Annotated in this window: 20 protein-coding genes; 5 read left to right on the top strand and 15 right to left on the bottom strand. The window is 66.2% G+C overall.

Annotated elements, in window-relative coordinates:
* Positions 1 to 308 precede the first annotated feature (308 nt).
* A complete protein-coding gene (locus PSC72_RS05415) occupies positions 309 to 3,086 on the top strand; it encodes a valine--tRNA ligase (protein WP_274324874.1) in 2,778 nt (925 codons plus the stop codon).
* A gap of 17 nt (positions 3,087 to 3,103) precedes the next feature.
* On the opposite strand, the gene sfsA is transcribed toward PSC72_RS05415, so the two are convergent.
* The 3 genes from sfsA to PSC72_RS05400 all read right to left on the bottom strand — a co-directional run bounded on the left by sfsA (position 3,104) and on the right by PSC72_RS05400 (position 6,934).
* Positions 3,104 to 3,841 (bottom strand): DNA/RNA nuclease SfsA, encoded by a 738-nt coding sequence (gene sfsA / locus PSC72_RS05410; protein ID WP_274324873.1) that lies wholly within the window; start codon positions 3,839 to 3,841, stop codon positions 3,104 to 3,106.
* Between the two features lie 70 nt (positions 3,842 to 3,911).
* Positions 3,912 to 4,685: a DUF1405 domain-containing protein gene (locus PSC72_RS05405; RefSeq protein WP_274324872.1), complete on the bottom strand. Its 774-nt coding sequence runs from the start codon at positions 4,683 to 4,685 to the stop codon at positions 3,912 to 3,914.
* A gap of 74 nt (positions 4,686 to 4,759) precedes the next feature.
* Positions 4,760 to 6,934, bottom strand: coding sequence for a hypothetical protein (locus PSC72_RS05400; RefSeq protein ID WP_274324871.1), 2,175 nt, complete (start codon positions 6,932 to 6,934; stop codon positions 4,760 to 4,762).
* A 120-nt stretch (positions 6,935 to 7,054) separates the two neighbouring features.
* Here PSC72_RS05400 and pdxS point away from each other — a divergent pair, with 120 nt between their 5' ends.
* Positions 7,055 to 7,963 (top strand): pyridoxal 5'-phosphate synthase lyase subunit PdxS, encoded by a 909-nt coding sequence (pdxS, locus tag PSC72_RS05395; RefSeq protein WP_274324870.1) that lies wholly within the window; start codon positions 7,055 to 7,057, stop codon positions 7,961 to 7,963.
* A 21-nt stretch (positions 7,964 to 7,984) separates the two neighbouring features.
* On the opposite strand, the gene PSC72_RS05390 is transcribed toward pdxS, so the two are convergent.
* The 5 genes from PSC72_RS05390 to PSC72_RS05370 all read right to left on the bottom strand — a co-directional run bounded on the left by PSC72_RS05390 (position 7,985) and on the right by PSC72_RS05370 (position 11,255).
* Positions 7,985 to 8,659 (bottom strand): metallophosphoesterase family protein, encoded by a 675-nt coding sequence (locus tag PSC72_RS05390; RefSeq protein ID WP_382261847.1) that lies wholly within the window; start codon positions 8,657 to 8,659, stop codon positions 7,985 to 7,987.
* A 5-nt stretch (positions 8,660 to 8,664) separates the two neighbouring features.
* On the bottom strand, positions 8,665 to 9,621 hold the full coding sequence (locus PSC72_RS05385) for a hypothetical protein (protein ID WP_274324868.1): 957 nt from the start codon (positions 9,619 to 9,621) through the stop codon (positions 8,665 to 8,667).
* A gap of 92 nt (positions 9,622 to 9,713) precedes the next feature.
* Positions 9,714 to 10,232 carry a hypothetical protein gene (locus tag PSC72_RS05380; RefSeq protein ID WP_274324867.1) on the bottom strand — a complete coding sequence of 173 codons (519 nt, stop codon included), beginning with the start codon at positions 10,230 to 10,232 and terminating at the stop codon, positions 9,714 to 9,716.
* A gap of 56 nt (positions 10,233 to 10,288) precedes the next feature.
* Positions 10,289 to 10,738 (bottom strand): methyltransferase family protein, encoded by a 450-nt coding sequence (locus PSC72_RS05375; protein ID WP_274324866.1) that lies wholly within the window; start codon positions 10,736 to 10,738, stop codon positions 10,289 to 10,291.
* Positions 10,731 to 11,255, bottom strand: a complete 525-nt coding sequence (locus PSC72_RS05370) for a hypothetical protein (RefSeq protein WP_274324865.1) — start codon at positions 11,253 to 11,255, stop codon at positions 10,731 to 10,733. Before PSC72_RS05370 ends, PSC72_RS05375 begins: the two co-directional genes overlap by 8 nt.
* 199 nt (positions 11,256 to 11,454) lie before the next feature.
* Between PSC72_RS05370 and PSC72_RS05365 the strand changes: the two genes are divergently transcribed.
* A complete protein-coding gene (locus PSC72_RS05365) occupies positions 11,455 to 12,612 on the top strand; it encodes a mechanosensitive ion channel family protein (RefSeq protein ID WP_274324864.1) in 1,158 nt (385 codons plus the stop codon).
* 69 nt (positions 12,613 to 12,681) lie between these two features.
* Here PSC72_RS05365 and PSC72_RS05360 read toward each other — a convergent pair whose 3' ends face one another.
* Together PSC72_RS05360 and uppS are read right to left on the bottom strand one after the other, a co-directional pair.
* Positions 12,682 to 12,999, bottom strand: coding sequence for a hypothetical protein (locus PSC72_RS05360; RefSeq protein WP_274324863.1), 318 nt, complete (start codon positions 12,997 to 12,999; stop codon positions 12,682 to 12,684).
* A gap of 144 nt (positions 13,000 to 13,143) precedes the next feature.
* Positions 13,144 to 14,070, bottom strand: a complete 927-nt coding sequence (gene uppS, locus PSC72_RS05355) for a polyprenyl diphosphate synthase (RefSeq protein WP_274324862.1) — start codon at positions 14,068 to 14,070, stop codon at positions 13,144 to 13,146.
* 138 nt (positions 14,071 to 14,208) lie between these two features.
* Here uppS and PSC72_RS05350 point away from each other — a divergent pair, with 138 nt between their 5' ends.
* The gene (locus PSC72_RS05350) at positions 14,209 to 15,135 is read left to right on the top strand and encodes a metallophosphoesterase (protein ID WP_274324861.1); all 927 of its coding nucleotides are present in this window, start codon (positions 14,209 to 14,211) and stop codon (positions 15,133 to 15,135) included.
* Between the two features lie 93 nt (positions 15,136 to 15,228).
* Here the strand turns inward: PSC72_RS05350 and PSC72_RS05345 are convergent, their stop codons facing one another.
* From PSC72_RS05345 to PSC72_RS05335, 3 genes are all read right to left on the bottom strand, one after another.
* Positions 15,229 to 16,632, bottom strand: coding sequence for a zinc metalloprotease (locus PSC72_RS05345; RefSeq protein ID WP_274324860.1), 1,404 nt, complete (start codon positions 16,630 to 16,632; stop codon positions 15,229 to 15,231).
* Between the two features lie 606 nt (positions 16,633 to 17,238).
* On the bottom strand, positions 17,239 to 18,318 hold the full coding sequence (locus PSC72_RS05340) for a tyrosine-type recombinase/integrase (RefSeq protein WP_274324859.1): 1,080 nt from the start codon (positions 18,316 to 18,318) through the stop codon (positions 17,239 to 17,241).
* Positions 18,319 to 18,523: 205 nt separating this feature from the next.
* Positions 18,524 to 18,658, bottom strand: a complete 135-nt coding sequence (locus tag PSC72_RS05335) for a hypothetical protein (RefSeq protein ID WP_274324858.1) — start codon at positions 18,656 to 18,658, stop codon at positions 18,524 to 18,526.
* 345 nt (positions 18,659 to 19,003) lie between these two features.
* Between PSC72_RS05335 and PSC72_RS05330 the strand changes: the two genes are divergently transcribed.
* Complete coding sequence (locus PSC72_RS05330; protein ID WP_274324857.1) at positions 19,004 to 19,264, top strand: MarR family transcriptional regulator; 261 nt, start codon at positions 19,004 to 19,006, stop codon at positions 19,262 to 19,264.
* A 136-nt stretch (positions 19,265 to 19,400) separates the two neighbouring features.
* On the opposite strand, the gene PSC72_RS05325 is transcribed toward PSC72_RS05330, so the two are convergent.
* On the bottom strand, positions 19,401 to 20,078 hold the full coding sequence (locus PSC72_RS05325) for a hypothetical protein (RefSeq protein WP_274324856.1): 678 nt from the start codon (positions 20,076 to 20,078) through the stop codon (positions 19,401 to 19,403).
* Positions 20,079 to 20,247: 169 nt separating this feature from the next.
* Positions 20,248 to 20,451, bottom strand: coding sequence for a hypothetical protein (locus PSC72_RS05320; protein ID WP_274324855.1), 204 nt, complete (start codon positions 20,449 to 20,451; stop codon positions 20,248 to 20,250).
* Between the last annotated feature and the right edge of the window lie 43 nt (positions 20,452 to 20,494).

The following is a 20,494-nucleotide window of genomic DNA, read 5'->3' as shown; positions in this document are numbered from 1 at the left end:
ATCTCCGTCGGGATGACGTAAGAGTTATTTTCCAGCCTCGTCCACTCTCTACCGATGACAGGGCCGTTCGCCGGAATCGACGGTCGCGCCACGAACGAGCCCCCGGCCTCCGTAGCCGACGCCGTACGTGTAGGGGCCCCTTAGCCCCGCACAACCCCATTCTGACGCCGCGTTCGCACCGCTTCACCGACCAGCAGCCGATACAGACCGATGGACGACGCCACACTACACACCGACCGACAGCATCGACGGACGAACAGCCCGCTCGGGCCCCGGACAGAACCGCCCCTCCAGGGGAGTGAATCCCGATGAGTACCGACAGCGACGCAGGGGCCGCCGACGCCGGCGACGACGGGACTGCGGAGTCCGACGCGGCACTCCCCGGCGAGTACGACCCCGAAGCGGTCGAATCGAAGTGGCAGCGCCGCTGGGTCGAGGAGGACACCTACGCCTACGACCGCGAGGCCGCGCTCGACGCCGACACGGCCTTCAGCATCGACACGCCGCCGCCGACGGTCTCGGGCGACCTCCACATGGGGCACCTCTACCAGTTCACCCTGCAGGACTTCGTCGCGCGCTATCACCGGATGGCCGACCCGGCCGTCTACTTCCCGTTCGGCTACGACGACAACGGCATCGCCTCCGAACGCCTGACCGAGCGCGAGCTGGGCATCCGCCACCAGGACTTCACGCGCCGGGAGTTCCAGGAGAAGTGCCGCGACGTCTGCGCCGACTACGAGGCGTCGTTCACCGACGACGTCCAGTCGCTCGCCGTCTCCGTCGACTGGGACAACACCTACAAGACCATCGAGCCGCGCGTCCAGCGCATCTCCCAGCTCTCGTTCATCGACCTCTACGAGCAGGGCCGGGAGTACCGCCAGCGCGCGCCCACCATCTGGTGTCCTGACTGCGAGACGGCCATCTCGCAGGTCGAGCAGGAGGACAAGGACAAGCACACGCTGTTCAACGACATCCACTTCGACCTGCTGGAGACCGGCGAGGGCGAGGCCGACGAGGACGCCACGTTCACCATCTCGACGACCCGTCCCGAACTCCTGCCGGCCTGCGTCTCCGTGTTCGTCCACCCGGACGACGAGGACAACCAGCACCTCGTCGGCGGCACCGCGCGGGTCCCCATCTTCGGGCAGGAGGTCCCGATCATCGAGGACGAGCGGGTCGACATGGAGACCGGCAGCGGCATCGTCATGTGCTGTACCTTCGGCGACCAGAACGACATCGAGTGGTACCAGGCCCACGACCTGCCGCTGCGTATCGCCATCGACGAGTCGGGGACGATGACCGACCTCGCCGGCGACTACCAGGGCATGACCACCGAGGAGGCCCGCGAGGCCATCATCGACGACCTCGACGACGCCGGCGCGCTCATCGAGAGTCGCGACCACCAACACACCGTCCAGGTCCACGAGCGCTGCGAGACGGAGGTCGAGTACCTCGTCACCGAGCAGTGGTACGTCGAGATGCTCGACAAGACCGACGACTACCTCGAAGCGGGCCGCGAGATGGAGTGGTATCCCGAGAAGATGTTCACCCGCTACCAGCACTGGATCGAGGGGCTGGAGTGGGACTGGTGTATCTCCCGCCAGCGCGACTCGGGCATCCCCATCCCCGTCTGGTACTGCGACGAGTGCGGCGAGACGATCATGGCCGAGAAGGCCGACCTCCCCGTCGACCCCCTCTCTGACGACCCGCCGGTCGATAGCTGTCCCGAGTGCGGCGGCAGCGACTTCCGCCCCGAGGAGGACGTCTTCGACACCTGGGCCACCTCGTCGCTGACCCCGCTCGTCAACGCCGGGTGGGACTGGGACGACGAGGCCGAGGAGTTCACGATGGAGCGGCCGGAGCTCTACCAGTTCGACCTGCGCCCGCAGGGCCACGACATCATCTCGTTCTGGCTGTTCCACACCGTCGTCAAGTGCTACGAGCACACCGGCGAGGTCCCCTTCGAGAGCGTCATGATCAACGGGATGGTCCTCGACGAGAACCGCGAGGCCATGTCGAAGTCGAAGGGCAACGTGATCCCCCCCGAGGAGGTGACCGCGAACTTCCCGGTCGACGCCGCGCGGTTCTGGGCCGCGGGCACCTCCATCGGCGACGACTTCCCCTACAAGGAGGGCGACCTGGAGGCCGGCGAGCGCCTGCTCCAGAAGCTCTGGAACGCCTCCCGCCTCATCGACCAGTTGACTCCGGCGCCGGAGGCCGTCGAAGCGCCGGCCGACGAGGACCTGGCGGCCGTCGACCGCTGGATCCTCGCCGAACTCGACGACGCGATCGCCTCGCTCACCGAGCAGTTCGAGGCCTACGAGTTCTCGAAGGCGCGCAACGAACTGCGCTCGTTCTTCTGGAACACCTTCTGCGACGACTACCTGGAGATCGCGAAACAGCGCCTCAGCGACGGCGGCGACCCGGGGACGGAGTACGCGCTGGTCACGGCCCACCGGACGTTCCTGAAACTGTTCGCGCCGTTCCTCCCCCACGTCACGGAGGAGCTGTGGCAGCGCCTCTACACCGCTGAGCAAAGCTCAGCGAGCCCTCCCTCGTCTTCGACTCGCGAGGACGCCGACGGCGGGATGGACGACGGGAGCGAACTGGACTCCGTCCACACGACCGACTGGCCGGAGACCCGCGGCTACGAGGCCGACCTCGACGCGGGCGAGACGGCGATGGAGGTCATCGCCGCGCTGCGCCGGTACAAGACCGACTCGGGACTGGCGCTCAACGCCGACCTCGACCGCGTCCGTGTCTACGGCGGCGTCGCCGGCTTCGAGGACGCCATCGCCGAGGCGATGCACGTCGACGAGCTCGAGACGCTCGACGAGGCGCCGGAGGTCACCACCGAGGTCACCGGCGTCGACCTCGACTACTCGCTTGTCGGGCCGGAGTACGGCAGCGAGGTCGGCGACATCGACGCCGCCATCGAGGCCGGCGAGTTCGAGGAAGTCGACGGAAAACTGCAGGTCGCCGGCGTCGAACTCGACGCGGAGATGTACGAGATCGAAGAGGCTCGAACCTACTCGGGCGAAGGCGAGATGATCGAGACCGAGAGCGCCATCGTCATCGTCGGCTGAGCGCAGCGCTCTCCGTTTCAGTCGAGTTTTACAGGTAGATCCGTCCGATGTAGCGAGTAGTGCGGCGGGTCGAATTCGGTGACCAGCGCGTGCACTTCGACGCCCGCGTCGGCGACCTGCGCGAGCAGATCGGCGAACTCGGGGTCGACCTCGCGGAACGGTTCCCACCGCTCGACGTCGGGCCGCTGGACGACGAAGACGAGATGCGCTTCGACGCCGTCGGCGACCAGGGATTCGAGGCTGCGGAGGTGGCGGCGACCGCGTTCGGTGGGTCGGTCGGGGAACTTCGCGACGGCGTCGTCGACGTGCGTCGTGGACTTCACCTCGACGTAGGCGGTCCGGTCGCCGTCGGCGGATTCGAGCCGGAAGTCCGCGCGTCCGTGGTCGGGCAGCGACGGCTCCGCCGTGACCGCGTCGGCCCAGTCGAACGCCGGCAGGTGACCGGCGTCGAGCGCTTCGAAGAACAGGTCGTTCGCGAGCGCGGCGCGGAGGCTGACCTGGACGGGATCGCTCCCGTCGTCGCCGTCGACCCGGATCGCGATGGCGTCGTAGTCGGTCGCCCGGTCGGGGTCGTCGACGGGGTCGCAAAGCACCTCGTACCCCGGGACGAGCACGTTCCGGAGCTTCCCGGGGTCGCCGAGGTAGGCGTCGCCGACCTCGTCGCCGAAGTCGACGCGGATCACGAAGCGGTTCTCGCGCTCGACGAACTCGCCGGTGACGGGGTCGCCGTCGCGCGAGCGGAGGGGGTCGGTCATCGGGACGCCGTAGCCGTCCCACCGGCGTATGGGTTGCGTTCCGGTCCGACAGGCTGGGGCAGGTTCGAAATCAGTGAGCGCTCCGCTTCACTTTCTCGACGCGGGTCGCGAGCGCGAGGAACGTCGCGACGAGCGTGAGCACGACGGCCCATCCCGCCGCCAGATCGTGGGCGAGGACGGCGTGGTCGGGGACGCCGACGGCGGCGAACGGTTCGGCCCGCAGCCAGGTGTGGTGCGGTCCCTCCAGCACCGGCCAGAAGTAGTCGACGACGTCGTTGAACCCGTACCACGCGAGCGCGACGGCGACCGAGCCGACGGAGAACGCCGCGTAGCGGTGGATCAGGAACGCCTCGACGGCCATCGCGAGGTGGCTCAGGATCAGGAACCAGTAGAGCCAGGCGGCGATCCCGCCGGGGCCGTTGAGGACGAGCTGGACGAACGGCGTCCAGAGGCCGAGCTTGATGCAACCGAAGAAGGCCAGGGCGTGCAGCGGCCCGGCGTCGACGTCGAGCCGCCAGGCGGCCAGCGAGAGGCCGATGAACATGGTCGCCACGGGCGAGTCGGGGATGAGCGGGTAGGCGAGCAGCGGTGCGGCGCCGAGTTGTCCCCCGAGGAGCGGCGGTGCGAGGTTGGCCGGTTGCCCCGCGTAGTACCAGAAGCCGAACAGCGTCCCGACGAGGTTGACGAGCGCGATGGGCCAGGCGAGGCGCAGGCCGACGTCCTCGACCCAGTCGGGCAGCGGGGCGACGTAGCGGGGCAGCCCCTCGGAATCGGGCAGCGGGGCGTCGAAGTATCGGGCGACGACGCGCTCGAACCGCCGGCCGACCCCGTCGGAGGCGGACATGGCAGACGGGACGGCCCCCGCCGGCAAAAACGGTAGTGATCCGGGCGGCGAAACGCGTCGCTCGACGATCCCGGTCAGTCGATCCGCAGTCGCGCGACCGCTGACGGCGCGAGCGCGACTTCGAGCGTGCCGTCGTCGCTTACCGTCTCGGTCGAGTGATCGATGCGGTAGGCGTCAGGTTCGGTGCGGGACTCCTGGCTGTCGTGTGGGCTCTCGGTCGGTTCCAGCACCTCGACGGTGACCGAGCGGCCGGCCGCGTCGGCGTCGAGGTCGACGCTCACTGTCCCCTCGTGGGAGAGGTTGCGATTCGTCAGGAAGACCACAAGTTCCTCGCTGGCGTCGTCGACAACGGCCGTCGCGTCGACGTACGGGACGCCCTCCATCCGTTGGATCCGGGTGCCCAGTTCGGGGAGCGTCCGCGTCGGGCCGCCGACGTCGACGCCGAGGGCGTGCCACGAGCGGCCGTCGGCGAGCACCTCGGCGTACAGTTGCTGGACCCGCGCGACGGGGGAAAGCGGCGTGGCGTTCGTCCCGCCGGTGTCGGGGAACTGCTTGATCGGCATGTGGGTGTGCGATGCACGACGGACGGCGTCGCCCTGCCGGACGAACGCGCCGAACATCCCCGACGTGTATGCGGCGTTGGCGGTCGTCCCCATCCCGATGTCGGGCCAGTCCTCGCCGACGTGGACGTACAGGCCCCACTCGCCGACGTTGATGACGAACGGATCGACGCCGTGCTCTGCGGCGTCCTCCGCGAGGCCGGCCAGCTCCTCCTCGTACTGCGTCGGGTAGGCGACGAGCGTCTCCAGGTAGTCCACCGGCCCGGCGTCGTGCTCCTCGACCCACTCTTCGGGGCTGTCGTCGTCACTGCGGCGGATCCCGAAGTTGTAGTGGTGGGTGTCGACGCCGTCGATGCGGTCGCCGACCTCGGTGAACAGCGCCTCGGCCCACTCGTCGGCGTCCGCCTCAAAGCGGGTGTATCCGGGGTCGAGCAGGTCGGCGAAGACCGTGATGTCCGGGTCGACCGCGGTCATCGCGTCGTAGTAGGCGTCGGCGCCCTCGCGCTCGTCGGACCCGCGGGCGAACTCCCGGGGATCGGAGGTGTGGCCGAACTGCCAGTCGCCCCAGACCTCGTTGCCGATCTCCCAGTACTGCACGTCGAATGGCTCCTCGTAGCCGTGTTCGGCCCGCAGCGCGCCCATCTCGGTCTCCTCGGGGTCGCCGTTGCAGTACTCCACCCAGTCGGCGGCCTCCGCGGGACCGATCTCCTCCCACCAGCCGACCGTGATCATCGGCTCGACGCCGAGCTTCCGACAGAGTTCGATGTACTCGGCCGTCCCGAGGAAGTTGGGTTCGAGGCCGCTCCAGCCGGGCGCCTCGCTGACGGGCCGGTCTTCGAGCGGGCCGACCCCGTCGCGCCAGCGGTAGTGGCTCGCGAAGTTGCCGCCCGGCCACTTGATCGACTCGACCTCCATCGCTTCCATCCGCTCCAGCATCTCGGGGTTGAACTTGCCGTCGACGGCGTCGCCGGACATGAGCATCACCCAGTCGAGGTCGACGTGGCCGTCGCCCTCGGCGACGAACTGGAGCCTGTACTCGCCGTGCGGGGCGGAGTTGTCGCGGAAGTTGCCGTCGGTCCCCTCGGCGGGGTAGCGAGCGTCGCTCTCGCTAGCGAGTTCGAGCGAGAGGTCCTCGTGGCGGACCCACTCGCCGGTGACCGGGATCGATTCGGAAGCGAGCACCTCGCCGCCGAAGTCTGTCAGTCGCGCCTCGACGGCGTCGACGTCCGCGCCGCGGACCGAGACGGAGAGATCGTACTCGGCCGTGCGGTAGTCCGGCAGGGGGACCCGCTGGGAGACGCCGCCCGCGGCACTGTCGTCTGCAGCGCCGTCTCCGTGGACGGTGATTCGCTGGAAGTGGGCGTCGTCACCGCCGTGGACGCCACCGGTCGGCATCTCGTAGTCGGCGTCGCCGATCGGCTGCCACGGGTAGGCGATGCCGTCGTGTTCGGGCAGGTCGTCTTCGTCGTAGGCGAGGCGGCTCCGCTCGGCGGTCTTCCGGTCGAAGTTCCACGGCTCGAAGGAGTTGTTCGTCGCGTGCTCGGCGTAGATGCCGGGGTAGATCTCGCGGCCGTAGTGTTCGACGTAGGCGCCGAAGATCCGCGGGGAGACCGACCAGTCGCTCCGGTCGTCGGCGTCGATCGTCACCTCGGCCGCGAACGGCCCGTCCGTCGGCTGCGTGTCCGTCATGCTCGCGCCAACGGGCGAGCGTGCCAAGAGTGTTAACACACGGCGGCGGTCGCGGCGACCGGTGGGGAAGGAGACGCGCAAACGATACTCGTTAAGTGATTCCGACGCGAAGTTCGGGACATGACCGACGAAACGGACCTTGAGGAACTCCGCCGCGGGACCGACCTGGTCAAGCGCGGGTTCGCGAAGATGCAGAAGGGCGGCGTCATCATGGACGTCGTGAACCGCGAGCAGGCCCGCATCGCCGAGGACGTGGGCGCCGTCGCGGTGATGAACCTCGAAGCCGTCCCGGCCGACATCCGCAAGCGCGGCGGCGTCGCCCGGATGGCCGACCCGGCCTCGCTCCGGGAGATCATCGACGAGGTGTCCATCCCGGTGATGGGCAAGGCCCGCATCGGCCACACGAAGGAGGCCCAGATCCTCGAAGCCGTCGGCGCCGACATGGTCGACGAGAGCGAGGTCCTGACGCCCGCCGACGACCGCTACCACATCGACAAGCGCGAGTTCACCGCGCCGTTCGTCTGCGGCGCGCGCAACCTCGGCGAGGCCCTGCGCCGCATCGACGAGGGCGCCGCGATGATCCGGACGAAAGGCGAAGCCGGCACCGGCGACGTGAACCAGGCCGTCCACCACCAGCGCAACATCAAAAGCGCCATCCGCGAGCTCCAGGGCATGACCCACGAGGAACGGGAGGCATGGGCCCGCGAGAACGACGCGCCGGCCGACCTCGTCCACGAGACCGCCGAGATGGAGCGCCTGCCGGTCGTCAACTTCGCCGCCGGCGGCATCGCGACGCCGGCCGACGCGGCGCTGATGATGCACCACGGCTGCGACGGCATCTTCGTCGGCTCGGGCATCTTCGGTGCAGAGGATCCCGAGGCGATGGGCCGCGCCATCGTCGAAGCGGTGAACAACTGGGACGACCCCGAGAAGCTGGCCGAGATCTCCTCGAACATCGGCAAGGGGATGAAGGGCGACGCCAACGTCGACCTGCCCGAAGAGGAGAAGATGCAGGGCCGCGGCGTCTGAGCGGGCGACTCTCGGAACTTCTCACTCGCGTTCGTCCGGCGTCTCGAACCGCTCCAGCGCGAGCGTCGCCGTGTCGAGGTCGTAGTACGATTCCCACACCGGCGCCAGCGCGACCACGCGACTCTCCCCGATAGTCGTCTCGGCGTGGCGGTGGTGGTGGCCGACGAGACACAGCGCCGGCTCGACGGCGTCGATCAGTTCGTCGACCGGATCGCTCCCCGGGTCGTAGCCGTAGCTGATGAGGCCGTGTGGCGCCTCGTGCGTCAGGAGCACGTCGACGTCGGCGTCGCGTCCGCTGTCGATAGCGCGCTCGACGTCCGCGCGTGTGAAGTGACGGCGCCGGCCGCCGGTGAGGTCGCCGCGGTCGCAGTCGTACTTCGTCGGCGCGAAGTTGCCGGAGAGCCCGAGTACCGTCAGGCCATCGACCTCGGCGAGTTGGCCGGCGAGCAAGTGAACGTTCCGGACGCCGCCGTCGACGCTTTCGCGTTCGTTGCCGTCCGAAGCGGTCGCTCGCAGCGAGTCGATCACGTCGAAGTCCTCGTTGTTCCCCGCGACGAACCACGTGGGGACAGGCAGGTCGTAGTGCTCCAGGTCACCGACGTGGAGCGCGCGGTCGGCGTCGCCCGCTTCGTAGGCGGCGAGCAGGTACCGGCGGTTGTCGGGATCGGCGGCGTGGGCGTCGCCGAAGACGAGCACGGCGGTCACCCCGCGGCCAGCAGGTCGTCGATCCTGCCTTCGAGGTGGTCTATCTCCTCGCGGATCTCGTCGGCCTCGTCGTCGTCGAGTTCCTCAAGGCGGTCCCTGAGTCCGCGGAGGCGGGTGCGCTTCTCCCCGGAGTCGACGCCCGTCTTCTGGACGTAGTACTGGTCGTGGATATCGTACACCTCGTCCTCCCCGACGTCCGTCGTGGCGACGACCACGTCGAGTTTGTCGGGGTCGACGCCGAGGACCCACTCGCGGGGCACGTCCGCCTCGTCGAGACGGTCGAAGATCGCCTCGTCGTCTTTCAGCTGGCGGCGCTTCCGGTGGGTCCGGGTGATCGTGCCGAACTGCCCGCTGAGTCGCCCCTCGGGGCCGACGTAGTCGAGGAGTTCGTCGCCGACGTCCCGGCGCAGGTCGTCCGCGCCCCGCTGGACGTCCGAGAGGAGGACGTACAGGTCGACGGCGTCGGCGGACGACAGCGTACCCAGGTCGGTCGCGTCGTGGCGCTCCAGCCAGTCGGCGAGCAACAGCGCGTCGTCGTGGACCGACTCGGGCGGCCGGCGCACGTCCCACCGCGATCGGACGAACGGGCTGTCGTACTCGCCGCCGGTTTCGCGGCCGATATCGCCCGCGTCGCTCGCTTCGTCCGTCGTTCGGAACGCGCCGCCTTCGACGACGAACCCCGGCGCGAGCGACAGGACGGCCACGTACGGACCGACGCCGGGCGGGAGCGAGTCGAGTTCGAGCGGGTCGTCCGCGACGCGGTCCGCGAGCGTCTCGAACTGGTCGCGCCGGAGCGTCCGCTCGCGCCCCTCGCGGAACGTGACGAAGATCCCCTCGTCGTCTGTGCGGTCGACCGCGAACACCCGTTCGTCCCCCGGCGTCACCAGGACCGCGTCGGGTTCCAGCGAGTCGCAGCGTTCGCGGAGCCGCCGCCATCGGTCGTCGAATGACATACCCACAGTTGGTGCCTCACGTGGAAAAGCGTCTGGCTCTCCCCGGTCGTACTCGGAGCGCAGACGTGAATGAAACGGCCGATATCGGGCGCCTAATCCGCTCGTACCCGCTTCCGGCAGTGCGTGAGTGCGAGCGCGGACCCGACGCTCAGAACGAGCGGGACGCCGGCCGTGAAGACGACGCTGGCGAAGACGATCAGGAAGTACGAGGGGACGGCGGAGAGTCCTGTCGTCATCGACGCGCGGCCGGCGAGCAGGCTCCACGCGACCACGACGAGGCCGAGGGTCAGGTGCGAGGCGACGCCGACGAGCAGTCCGGTCGCCGCTCCGCGCCGGTACCCCCACTCGTCCGAGAGGTCGCGACTCGACCAGACGAGCCAGGTGACGACGGCGGCGTTCGTGACGGTCAGCAGGAACAGCGCCGTCAGTCCGGCCACCGCCTCGTACTCCCCCGCAGCGACTGATCCCCAGTGGCCGAGGACCATGTTCCCGTAGTAGAGCCCGCTGAACGCCAGCGCCGTCGTGCCGACGACGCCGGCGGCGGTCGCGGGTTCGTCCGCGCGCTCGCCCAGTCGGCGCACGACGGCCGATCTATCGGTCGGGAACCCCATGAGTGAGTACTGTCAGCGGATCGTGAAAGTGCTGGTGGTCCCTTCCCATCTGGGCCTCACCGTTCGGCGACGATCAGCGAATCGGGGCCGGGCAGGTCCGCCCGCCGAGTCTCCGAGAATCCGGCCTCGTCGAGCCACGACTCGCACTCCGCGAAGGTGTATCCGCGGCCGCCGTCCATCGTCACGAGCATGTTCAGGCTCATCAGGAGCGCGTGAGCGTTCTCCCGGCGGTCGTCGTCGACGATCGTCCCGTAGACCACGAGTCGGCCGCCGCCGGCCAGCGCGTCGGCGACCCGTTCGAGGAGGTCGAGCGCGACGAGGGCGTCGAAGAAGTCCGCCGCGCCGCGGTCGGCCACGCCGGTCCGATCGGCGAGCGCGTCCCGGGACAGCGGCTCCGCGGCGAGTTCGGCGAACACGCCGAGTTCGACGGCCGCGGCGAGCGCGCGCGAGGCCATGAACCCGAACCCGAGGTCGAACAGGTGATCGGCGTCTTGGGGCTCAGGCACTTGCCTCACCCCCGGACGCAGTGACGGGGCCGTCGTATCGACGCCGGAGATAGCCGAGGCCGAGGCCGGTGAAGGTTGTGACGACGACGGGCGTCCCCGCCGTCGCGACGAGGGCGATGACCGTCCCGACCATCCCGTACGCGACGGCCGATAGCAGGGTTCCCGCGATCAGCAGCGGCGTGATGAGCGAGACGTCTGGCGGCCAGCTGGTGACCAGCGGCGACATCATCCCGAGCACGGCGAGCGGGGGCGCGAGTACGAGCGTCATGACTCCGACGAGGAACCCGGCCAGCGCGTGCCCGCGGTACGTCCGCTCGGCGGTCCACGAGAGCGGGTAGCGCCAGACGATCGCCCCCGAACAGAACGCCGCGACGGACGCGGAGACGACCAACACCGACGCCGACACGACGAAGAGGCCGTACGGACTGACGAATCGAACGTACGCGGCCGTGTACAACAGCGCCGACGCTGCGAAGGCCACGCCCGCGCCGAGCGGTCGATTGGCGGACCGTGCCACCTGACCTGTCACTCCCACAGACAGACACCCATAGGACGTCAACAGGCGGGACCGGTAAAGTAGGTTTGGCGTGCGTGTTCGCCGGTGCAGCGCGCGTGTTCGTCGGTCAGGACGGCCGCTGCGGGCCGCCGTGAGAGCCGTTCGCTCGGGGCCTGAACAAACACAACGCCCAAGCCGATCGATTCACGATGGGACAGGTATGCTCCAGGCGACGGCGGTCGAGTCGATCCGCGCGTTCCTCGCCGGGTTCGAGACGCTCGGGAGTCGACTGGGCGCGACGGCGCTGCTCGTCGCGGTATTCGCTGTCGTCGGCTGGGTCGTCCTCCCCCGACTCGCGGCCATGGCCCGGCAGTCGACACTACAGTGGGCCCTCAGCGGGGCGCTGTTGCGCGCGGTCCAGCTCGGGTTCCTCGTCGTGGGCGGACTGTCGCTGCTGGTTCTCTGGGGCCACGGCGCGTACATCGACGAGACCGTCCAGGAACTGGACGCCCCGGCGAAGGCCGCCGGTCGGCTGGTCGCGAGCGTCCTGATAGCGCTCAGTGCGTACGCCGGCGCGCGATTCCTCTCAGACGCCGTCGCGAACCTCGGCCGGCAGGCCGACTGGATGACCGACCACCAGGAGGAGATCGTCCTCCGGACCTCTCAGCTCGTCCTCTTCGGATTCACCGGCCTCGTCATCCTCAGCGTCTGGGGACAGAACCTGAGCGGCCTGCTCGTCGGGGCCGGGTTCCTCGGCATCGTCGTCGGCTTCGCCGCCCGCCAGACGCTCGGGTCGCTGATCGCCGGGTTCGTCCTCATGTTCTCCCGGCCGTTCACCATCGGCGACTGGGTCCAGGTCGGCGACCAGGAGGGGATCGTCACCGACATCACCATCTTCAACACCCGCCTGGAGAACTTCGACGGCGAGTTCGTCATCATCCCCAACGACCGCGTCTCCGACCGGCCCATCACGAACCGCAGCCAGAAGGGGCTCCTGCGGATCTGTGTCGACGTGAGCATCGACTACGCCGCCGACCCCGAGCGCGCCAAGCAGGTCGCCGTCGAGACCATCTCCGGGCTCCCGGAGGTCGTCGACGCGCCGCCGCCGCAGGTGTTCCCGAAGGAGTTCGGCGACTCAGCGGTCGTCCTTGAGATGCGCTTCTGGATCGACCACCCGACGCCGCCGCGCAAGTGGAAGGCCGTCTCCGCGGTCATCTCCTCGGTGAAGGCCGCCTTCGAGGAGGACGGCATCAAGATCCCCTTCCCGCAGCGAGAACTCGCCGCTCGCCCCGAAGCCGGCGGCTTCCGCGTCCAGGACAGCGACGCGGCGGCCGACGGCCGCGCAGACGTGACCCCCGAAGCGCGCGGCAACGACTGACGGCGTGTCTCGACGAGTGACGGACAGGTCCGCAAAACGAGTTCCTCGGCCCTTCTCGACGCCGTGCTACTACTCGACGCCGAAGTATCCCTCCACGACGAGCGCGAAGCCGACGACCCAGACTCCGGCCAGCGCCGTGACCGCCGCGACGTGGAACGCCCACGTGATCCCCTCGCCGCCCAGCAGCGGCGTGGCCATCGCTTCGCCGACCCAGGCCACCGGTCCGGCCGTCCCCTCGCGAGTCACCGCGACGAGAAACGCGGTGAGGATCGCCGGCCCGGCCGCCCCCAGCATCGCTAGCCCGAGCCGGCGACTCGCCCGCGCGACGCTCCGGGGGCGCCTCCCGCGCGTCACGAACGCGTCGGCGTCGGAACCCGAATGTGCCATGATACTCTATGTCACTCCGCACCCGACTTAAACGTATCGTCACGCGTACACGCGTGGCACGAGAGCGGCCACCGAACGAACCGAACCGGACGGAAACGGAAGAAACGGAGTTCTCGCGACGATCGGCCCGGCGTCGTCGCGGGGTCAGTCGGCCGGGTGTTCGAGTTCCGCGTCGGTCTCCTCTTCGATCGCCTGGCGTTCGGCGCTGGGGAGCGCGTCCTTGAACCGGCTGAGGACTCTGCGGGCTTCGCCGACTTCGGCGTCGCCCAGCGCCTTGACGAGCGCCAGCGCTCGCCTGGCGCGGGTCTTGCGCCAGGACTCCTCGCGGTGTTCGTAGGTGCGGATCGACCGCAGGAAGTCGACCTTCCGGAACTCCGGCCAGTAGGGGGTACAGAAGTAGACGGCCGCCTCGTTGCCGTTGGCGTGCCACGGCAGGAAGTTGGACGTGCGCTCGTCGCCGCCCGTGCGGACGATCAGATCGACGTCGCGGCTCGGTCCCCTGTAGAGGCGCTCCTCGACCGTCTCGACGTCGATGGCGTCGGGGTCGAGGGCGCCCTCGTCGACCTCGCGAGCGACGTCCCGGGCGGCCGAGAGCAGTTCCGCCCGACCGCCGTACGCGAGGGCGATGTTCAGGTGAAGCTGGTCGTAGCCGGCGGTCCGGCGCTCGGCGTACTCGACCGCCTCGCGGACCCGGTCGGGCAGCCGGTGGGTCTCGCCGATGGCCCGGATGCGGACCTCCGAGTCGTGGACGCGGTCGGCGTCCGCGAACTCCCGAAGCTTCTCGCAGAGCAGGTCGAACAGCGCTTCGTTCTCCTCCTCGGGCCGGTCGAAGTTCTCCGTCGAGAAGGTGTACAGCGTCAGTTCGTCGACGCCGACTTCCTGACACCACTCCAGAACCTGCTCGGTCGTCTGGGCGCCGGCGCGGTGCCCGTCGGTGGCGTCGTCACCGTTGTTCCGTGCGTACCGGCGGTTGCCGTCCTGGATGACGGCGACGTGACTGGGAGTCCCCGACAGCTCCCATTCGAGCAGTCGCTCGTAGGCTCGGGACGCCAACTGCCGCACTCGCTTCATCTATTTAGTTCTTTCAGGCCGACGATATGAGTTTTGTGTTTGCCGACCCCCCAGACGACCCGCGAAGCGACCCGAAGCAATTTTGACAGCTACGAGCGTAGCGGGCACTCGTTCAAAACGAGAGATGACAGAGTTGCTATGATAGAACTCAGTGCCGGCGACAGCGACGCAGTGCCGACCGACGCCAGGGACGGGGTGGACGGGCTCGACGCCGACGCTCCGCGGATAGTCAGCGTCAGCGACCTCCACGGCTACCTCGGCGACGCCCGACGCGCCCTCACGACGCTCGGCGACCATCCCGACTACGATCCGCTCGTCGAGGCGGACGACGAGGGCCGGCTCCACTGGGCCGCCGGCGACGAGTCGGTCCTCGTCGTCAACGGCGACCTCGTCGACCGCGGCCCCGACAACGAGGGCGTCATCGAACTGGTCGAGCGCCTCGCCCGCGAGGCCCCGCCCGGCCACGTGCGCGTGACTCTCGGCAACCACGAGTGGGGCGTGCTCTTCCGCGACCTCGTCAACTGGGAGGCGTGGTTCTCCGGGCAGCGAACCGACGCCGAGCGGCGACAGCTGTGCGAAGCGGTCGAACGCGGCGGGCTGGTCGCCGCGTACGAGGGATACAACTTCACCTACGCTCACGCCGGCCTCGTCACCGACTACGAGGCCGCGGATCTCAACGACCGGTTGGTCGACGCCGCACTCGAACTCCGCGAGACCGTCGGCGCGTCCGAAGACGCTGACACCCAGCGCCGCCTCGTCGACGACTACCGGCGAGTCCTCGGACTCGGCCGACAGAGCGGTCGCGGGTTCGGCGCCGGCGTCGCGTGGCTGGACTTCCAGTTCCTCCCCGGCAACGCCCAGCCGCAGATCGTCGGGCACACGCGCCAGGACGAACCAGTCCAGAAGGGCAACGTCGTCTGCGAGAACGTCATCCGCGCGAACCGGTCCGCGGACGGCGGCCAGGCCGTCCTCGTCGAGACGCCCGAGTCGCTCGTCTCGCTCGCGCGCACCGGAGACGGGGGCGTCGAGCGCGCCGAGTTCGACCTCCCCGAGACCACTCACTAACGTCGCCGAGACGGCCGCGGGCTGCTGTCGCCGCGGCCGCTGCTTGCTGTCTCACCGGATCGCTGTCGCGGTCTTACTCGTCTGTTCAATCCCTTACTCGCCGATATCCTCCGCCGACGGCGTGTAGACGTGCTCTTCGATGTACTGCCAGTCGTCGAACGGGTCGCCGTCGGAGTACCCGAGCACCTCGCGACCGCTGTTGTAGTTCATGACGCTGGAGTACTCACCGTAGGGGACGCCGTCGGAGTCGATCCCGCGGTACGTGCCGTGACCGAGGCCGACGGAGTGGCCGAGTTCGTGCATGAAGTGGTTGGCCTGATACAGCGGGGGATCGAGCGCTTTGCACACCATCGCCCCGTTGTTGTTCCGGATAGACGAGAAGCCAGCGACGTCGCGCCCGTTGAGGTACGGATCGACGGCGAAAACGCCGTAGTGGTAGCCCTTCCCGTCGTGGTCCATGTGCTCGGCCATGATCTGGCCGCGCTCGGTGAGGTTCGTCGTCGGCGATCGCGCGATCTCGTCGTCGACGTCGACGTGGAGCGAGATGCCCGTCGAGCCGTCCGGGTTCTCGACGGGGGCGTCGGCGTACTCCTCGACGACCATGTCGATGGCCTCCGCGGAGGGCTTCCGCCCGCTCATGTAGTCGAGTTCGACGAAGACGTCGAACCGAGCGGGGTCGGCCTCGGCCATCGCCGGATCGTCGGAGACCTCCTCGCCGTCAGAGAGGCCGTCGCCGTCGCTGTCCGTCGCGGTCGGCTTCGACCCGTAGTCGTTCACTTCCTCGCCGTCCGGGACGCCGTCACCGTCGGTGTCGGCGACCAGCGGGTCGGCGTTCGCACCGCGCTCGCGACCGTCGACAAGCCCGTCGCCGTCGGAGTCAGCGGCGGCGGGATCGGTGTCGTACTCGTCGATCTCCGCCCCGTCGTCCAGGCCGTCGTCGTCGGAGTCGGCGGCGCCCGGGTCGGTCCCCAGCTCGCGCTCGCGGCCGTCGGCCAGCCCGTCACCGTCGCTGTCCGCAGCGGCCGGGTCCGAATCCAGTTCTTCTACTTCGGTGCCGTCCGCGAGTCCGTCGCCGTCGGAGTCGGCCGCGAGCGGGTCCGTCTCGTGTTCGGTAATCTCCGTCCCGTCCGCGAGTCCGTCAGCGTCCGTATCCGCGACCGTCGGGTCGGTCCCGTGGTCCTCGATTTCCGTCCCGTCGGGGATCCTGTCCCCGTCTGAGTCGATCGAATTGGGGTCCGTCCCGTAGCGGTTCAGTTCCAGACCGTCGTCCATACCGTCGCCGTCGGAGTCCAACGAGAGCGGGTTAGTGCCCCGTGAGATCTCCTCGCTGTCGTCCAGTCCGTCGCCGTCCGTGTCGGCGGCGAACGCGTTCGTCTCCGATGTGAGTTCCATCGCCAGCGAGCGTCCGTCCCCGTCCGCGGAGACTACGCCCGCCGAGGCGCCGCCGACCGCGATCATCACGACGAAGATCCCGACCGCCGACTTTGCCTGCTCCATGCCTACAGTCGATCATAGTTTCCTCTTATATTCCTTTCTGTGCGCTGATTTTGGCTGTAATTAACTGCTTGATACGAGCGTAGTAGTTACCAGATGACGGCGGACAGGTGGGGTTGGGTGCCAGTTCGAGAGAGTTGAAACGGGTACTCAGAGGCCTCAAGGTACGAAAGGGGTCCCCGTTCCGACGAGAGGGTGATGAAGGTGTGGGGTATTACATGATGAACGATCAAGATACTGTGATTCGACCTGCAGAGAATACTCACGGAGTGGTATCGAAGTAGATTCTATGGCGGAGAGGACCGGAATCAACTGAGAATCATCGATCGACTGGGGACGAGATCTCGATAACGCCGTGGCTTCGTGAAAGTCCGATGGCCCAGGGAAGACACTGTCCGAATGGGAAACGGCAGCAGGTCGGATCTCAGCCCGAGCGCGAGCGAAAGTACACGGGAATGGAAAAAGGGGTGTCGAAGTGCTGACAGACAGGATCCTGCCGCTGTCCGGTCTTATTTGAGGTGTGAAAGCTTTGATGGGACCGCCGAGCTACGCGCTTCCTCTTCGACGCTATGCATCTGGTCTATGGGGGTGTTGTCGTGCATCTGTCAGTCACTCCATATAACTTCGCCGCGATTCCATCCGCTTCAGCAGGTCCGGCTTGTCGTAGTGCGTCCGGATGACCTCGGGAGTCGCGTTCACGCGCTCCGCGAGGACCTCCGGCGGCCAGTCCTCGTTTCTGTGGTTCGTAATCGCGCCCGTCCGTATCCGGTGCGGGGACCGGGACGACGGACAGCGCGATTCGTAGCCGTGTTCCAACGCCTCGCAAGTGTCCTGGTCGCGGTCGTGCGGGCACGTCCCGTAGCGGCACGGCTGGGTCACGATGTTGAACCGCGACCGAATCGCGCCCTTCGACATGCGACCGGACCCCTTCCGGCTGGAGAACAACGGCTTCCGACCGTGGTCATCTTCCACCTGCGGCCGGGACACCTCGATGTACTCCTGGAGGAGTTCGCCGATCTCGTCGGACAGCGCGACGGGCCGCTCACCATCACCCTGGTTCTTCAGCGGCGTATCCAACTGCGGCCGGTGGCGGACGTAGACGAACGGAGCTTCCAGCTCGTCGAGGTCTTCCTGGTCGACATCGCCCTCGTGGGCGAGTCGGTCGAGGTCGTCCTCTTCCAGGTAACAGTCTCGCAAGTCGAGCGACCGGAGCGCACCCAGTCGCATTGCCGTGTGCCACGCCAGCGCGAACAGCGCGTGATCACGGCTGGCGAAGTCGTACCGTTCGAGGCTCTTCAGGATGTTCTCGGCCCGCTTTGCGGACAGCTTCTCTTCGTTCGCTCGCTCGGCCTTCGACAGCGTCGGCACGTCGACCTTCGCGGGCAGTTCCGGCGGGACCGCCTCGACGTCGACGCAGAACTCCAGGAACAGCTTGATGGTCCCGAGTTGGTTGTTCAGCGCACTCTTGCTCAGGCCCTCGGACCGTCTCGACGAATCGTAGCGGAACACGTCGCGGCCGCTGAGTTCGTTCAGGTTCCGGATTCCGTCGTCTTCCAGCCACTCGACGAACTGCCGAACGCGGTAGAAGTAGCTCTGCACCGTCTGTTCGGACTTCTCGGCCTTTTGCCGGTCGACCCACATCGACAGAGCTTGCTCGGGAGCAAGCTCGGTCAGTTCGTCGTCGCTCATCGGCTCACCTCGCGGAGGATTCCGGTACGGCACCGGGTTTTCTGGTTCATGACAGCACCAACTGAAGACAGCCTGCCTTTAATCCGGGATCCCACGGAGGTGAAAGTGGAATCTGAAACTTCAGCGTCTGAAGTGACGGATTCCCCCATTTCACCACCTGGGACCGGCGTATCCGTCGACGACTCGGAGCGGACCGACAGGCGGGTCACGGTTCACCTCGTTCGAAGGTGAACGCGAGCGACAGCGGGTCACCCGTGTCGCCGCACGCCGGGCACTCCCGCACCGGCTCGAACGTCACCGTCGAGCACGCTTCGCAGATGAACAGACGGTCGTCTGTCATCGGGTCGGCCTCCGGCGTGATCCGCGCGGGGCGGCACCGGGTTCTTGGTCGGCGAGCAGTACAGCGGTCGGTGCGAGACTTTCATAGTCTCGCGGTGTCTCGGTCGGCATGCTTCCGTACCTCTGCTACGGAAGCCACGCGGACCCGCTGTGCCAGCAGCGGGGTCCGCTCGTTCTCGGAGGTCGACCCATCGACGAGCGACACACCGAGCGGCTTCCGGTGATTATCCAATCACTAACCCGTGATAATAAATCTAATCAACGATTAGTGATATAATAATCATCGAACAGCGACTTCGTATCAGTTTGTCGGAAACATTTTGCACACGGATCGAGTTTCACCGATATGCGACAGCCCGCAGACTGGATGCAACCAATGGATGAGCGGATTTTGGAGGCATTACAGTCCTGCGGGCTAGTTCTTTCACCATCGATTATAGCCTACAACATTGACAAAAGCAGAGAAGCGGTCGGTAGAAGACTATCCGAATTATCCGATTTTGGATTGGTTGAACGGGTGGACCGGGGTAAATATATAATCACTACGGAAGGCGAAGACTACCTGAACGGCGATTTAAACGCGAGTGAATTAGAAAAGAAACCATAGACACCACATCAATAGGACGCTCTCCCATCGGGGACTCATTCGACGACTGTTCACAGACACGTCTAACCTAACTTATCATCCCACATAGCGGTATATTCACTTGCGAGTACTCAGTTGTCGACAGCCTATCAAGGAATCAGCCACCAAGCGTACCTGCTACGCGTCTTTTATATATAACCCCTGTAATGTGTTGGAGTTTGAAAATAAATGTAGGGATCCAATGCTTACGTTCAATCTCTTCATCAATCAGTGATCTAACTCCTGTGAACCAGTGGGTCTGGCCTTCCGAGCTACTTTCCCAGGTCTCATGAGTTGGAATTGCATCTTGAATCTGTTTCTCAACATCATCATTCCGTATATTGTTTTCCATCACTTCGAGACGGGTGGTATCACAGAGGTACAATAACCGATTCAATATACGATCATCAATCTTCTTGAGGTCGTTTTTATCTACAGAATCCAATCTATTTTCGATATCTCTGTTTATCATCCGAACGACCAAATAGTGATACCAAATCGCATCTTCAGTATCATCAGGTATCTTTGTCGCGGTTCCAGAATTTACAAAGTGGTCAAAAGCTGATGTTTGTAAAGGAACGGTGTCAATAGTCAATAACTCTTGTAGATTATTAGGCCTATCTGAAAATAAATCATGTACCATACTCTCTACCAATTCATCATTGTGTTTCAGTTCCGTTTTTATTGCTCTCAATGCAGATAATGTCGCCTGTTTTTCTCGGAACCAGAAAGTAAGAAAAACAGTTCCAATAGCTACAGCGACAGGGAGAACAATATTGGTGAAGCTACTGCCCATCACTTAGAGTCGAATTCATTTCTTTATCCATTTATAAATAGTGGGTTTCAGCGAAAATTTAGCACCATACATCTGCAATTGGGATTTTCTACCGATCTGCTACGGTTACGCCTCCCGTCATGGGTAAAGCACTCCAGGACTTCGAGGTTTTGTCGGTTGACATTGAACGCTATTCGTCTACTGGACCGGTCGTGAACATCTCTACGCCGTCGTCGATAACGATGTACGTCTCACCGTCGAGGTCGACGCGCTCCTCTTCCCACAGCTCGTCGTTCTCTTCGTCATAGCCTTCGACCACGTAGCTCGCACCGAACGGGAGTTCTCCGTCGATCTCGCGCCGCTCGCCTGTCTGGATGTGTTCCAGTACGGCCATGAACTACGTTCTATCGCGCAGTCACTAGAGTATTCGGGACCGA

Source organism: Halosimplex aquaticum (assembly GCF_028747785.1).
Taxonomy (GTDB): domain Archaea; phylum Halobacteriota; class Halobacteria; order Halobacteriales; family Haloarculaceae; genus Halosimplex; species Halosimplex aquaticum.
This window is presented reverse-complemented; position numbering and strand designations above follow the sequence as displayed.

Excerpts from the sequence above, each read along its gene's own strand:
- PSC72_RS05405 (WP_274324872.1), bottom strand. The coding sequence starts at position 4,685 with ATGTCCGCCTCCGACGGGGTCGGCCGGCGGTTCGAGCGCGTCGTCGCC.
- uppS (WP_274324862.1), bottom strand. The coding sequence starts at position 14,070 with ATGAAGCGAGTGCGGCAGTTGGCGTCCCGAGCCTACGAGCGACTGCTC.
- PSC72_RS05345 (WP_274324860.1), bottom strand. The coding sequence starts at position 16,632 with ATGGAGCAGGCAAAGTCGGCGGTCGGGATCTTCGTCGTGATGATCGCG.
- PSC72_RS05340 (WP_274324859.1), bottom strand. The coding sequence starts at position 18,318 with ATGAGCGACGACGAACTGACCGAGCTTGCTCCCGAGCAAGCTCTGTCG.
- PSC72_RS05415 (WP_274324874.1), top strand. The coding sequence starts at position 309 with ATGAGTACCGACAGCGACGCAGGGGCCGCCGACGCCGGCGACGACGGG.
- PSC72_RS05385 (WP_274324868.1), bottom strand. The coding sequence starts at position 9,621 with ATGTCATTCGACGACCGATGGCGGCGGCTCCGCGAACGCTGCGACTCG.
- PSC72_RS05320 (WP_274324855.1), bottom strand. The coding sequence starts at position 20,451 with ATGGCCGTACTGGAACACATCCAGACAGGCGAGCGGCGCGAGATCGAC.
- PSC72_RS05400 (WP_274324871.1), bottom strand. The coding sequence starts at position 6,934 with ATGACGGACACGCAGCCGACGGACGGGCCGTTCGCGGCCGAGGTGACG.
- pdxS (WP_274324870.1), top strand. The coding sequence starts at position 7,055 with ATGACCGACGAAACGGACCTTGAGGAACTCCGCCGCGGGACCGACCTG.
- PSC72_RS05350 (WP_274324861.1), top strand. The coding sequence starts at position 14,209 with ATGATAGAACTCAGTGCCGGCGACAGCGACGCAGTGCCGACCGACGCC.
- PSC72_RS05335 (WP_274324858.1), bottom strand. The coding sequence starts at position 18,658 with ATGACAGACGACCGTCTGTTCATCTGCGAAGCGTGCTCGACGGTGACG.
- PSC72_RS05365 (WP_274324864.1), top strand. The coding sequence starts at position 11,455 with ATGCTCCAGGCGACGGCGGTCGAGTCGATCCGCGCGTTCCTCGCCGGG.
- PSC72_RS05360 (WP_274324863.1), bottom strand. The coding sequence starts at position 12,999 with ATGGCACATTCGGGTTCCGACGCCGACGCGTTCGTGACGCGCGGGAGG.
- sfsA (WP_274324873.1), bottom strand. The coding sequence starts at position 3,841 with ATGACCGACCCCCTCCGCTCGCGCGACGGCGACCCCGTCACCGGCGAG.
- PSC72_RS05380 (WP_274324867.1), bottom strand. The coding sequence starts at position 10,232 with ATGGGGTTCCCGACCGATAGATCGGCCGTCGTGCGCCGACTGGGCGAG.
- PSC72_RS05330 (WP_274324857.1), top strand. The coding sequence starts at position 19,004 with ATGCGACAGCCCGCAGACTGGATGCAACCAATGGATGAGCGGATTTTG.
- PSC72_RS05325 (WP_274324856.1), bottom strand. The coding sequence starts at position 20,078 with ATGGGCAGTAGCTTCACCAATATTGTTCTCCCTGTCGCTGTAGCTATT.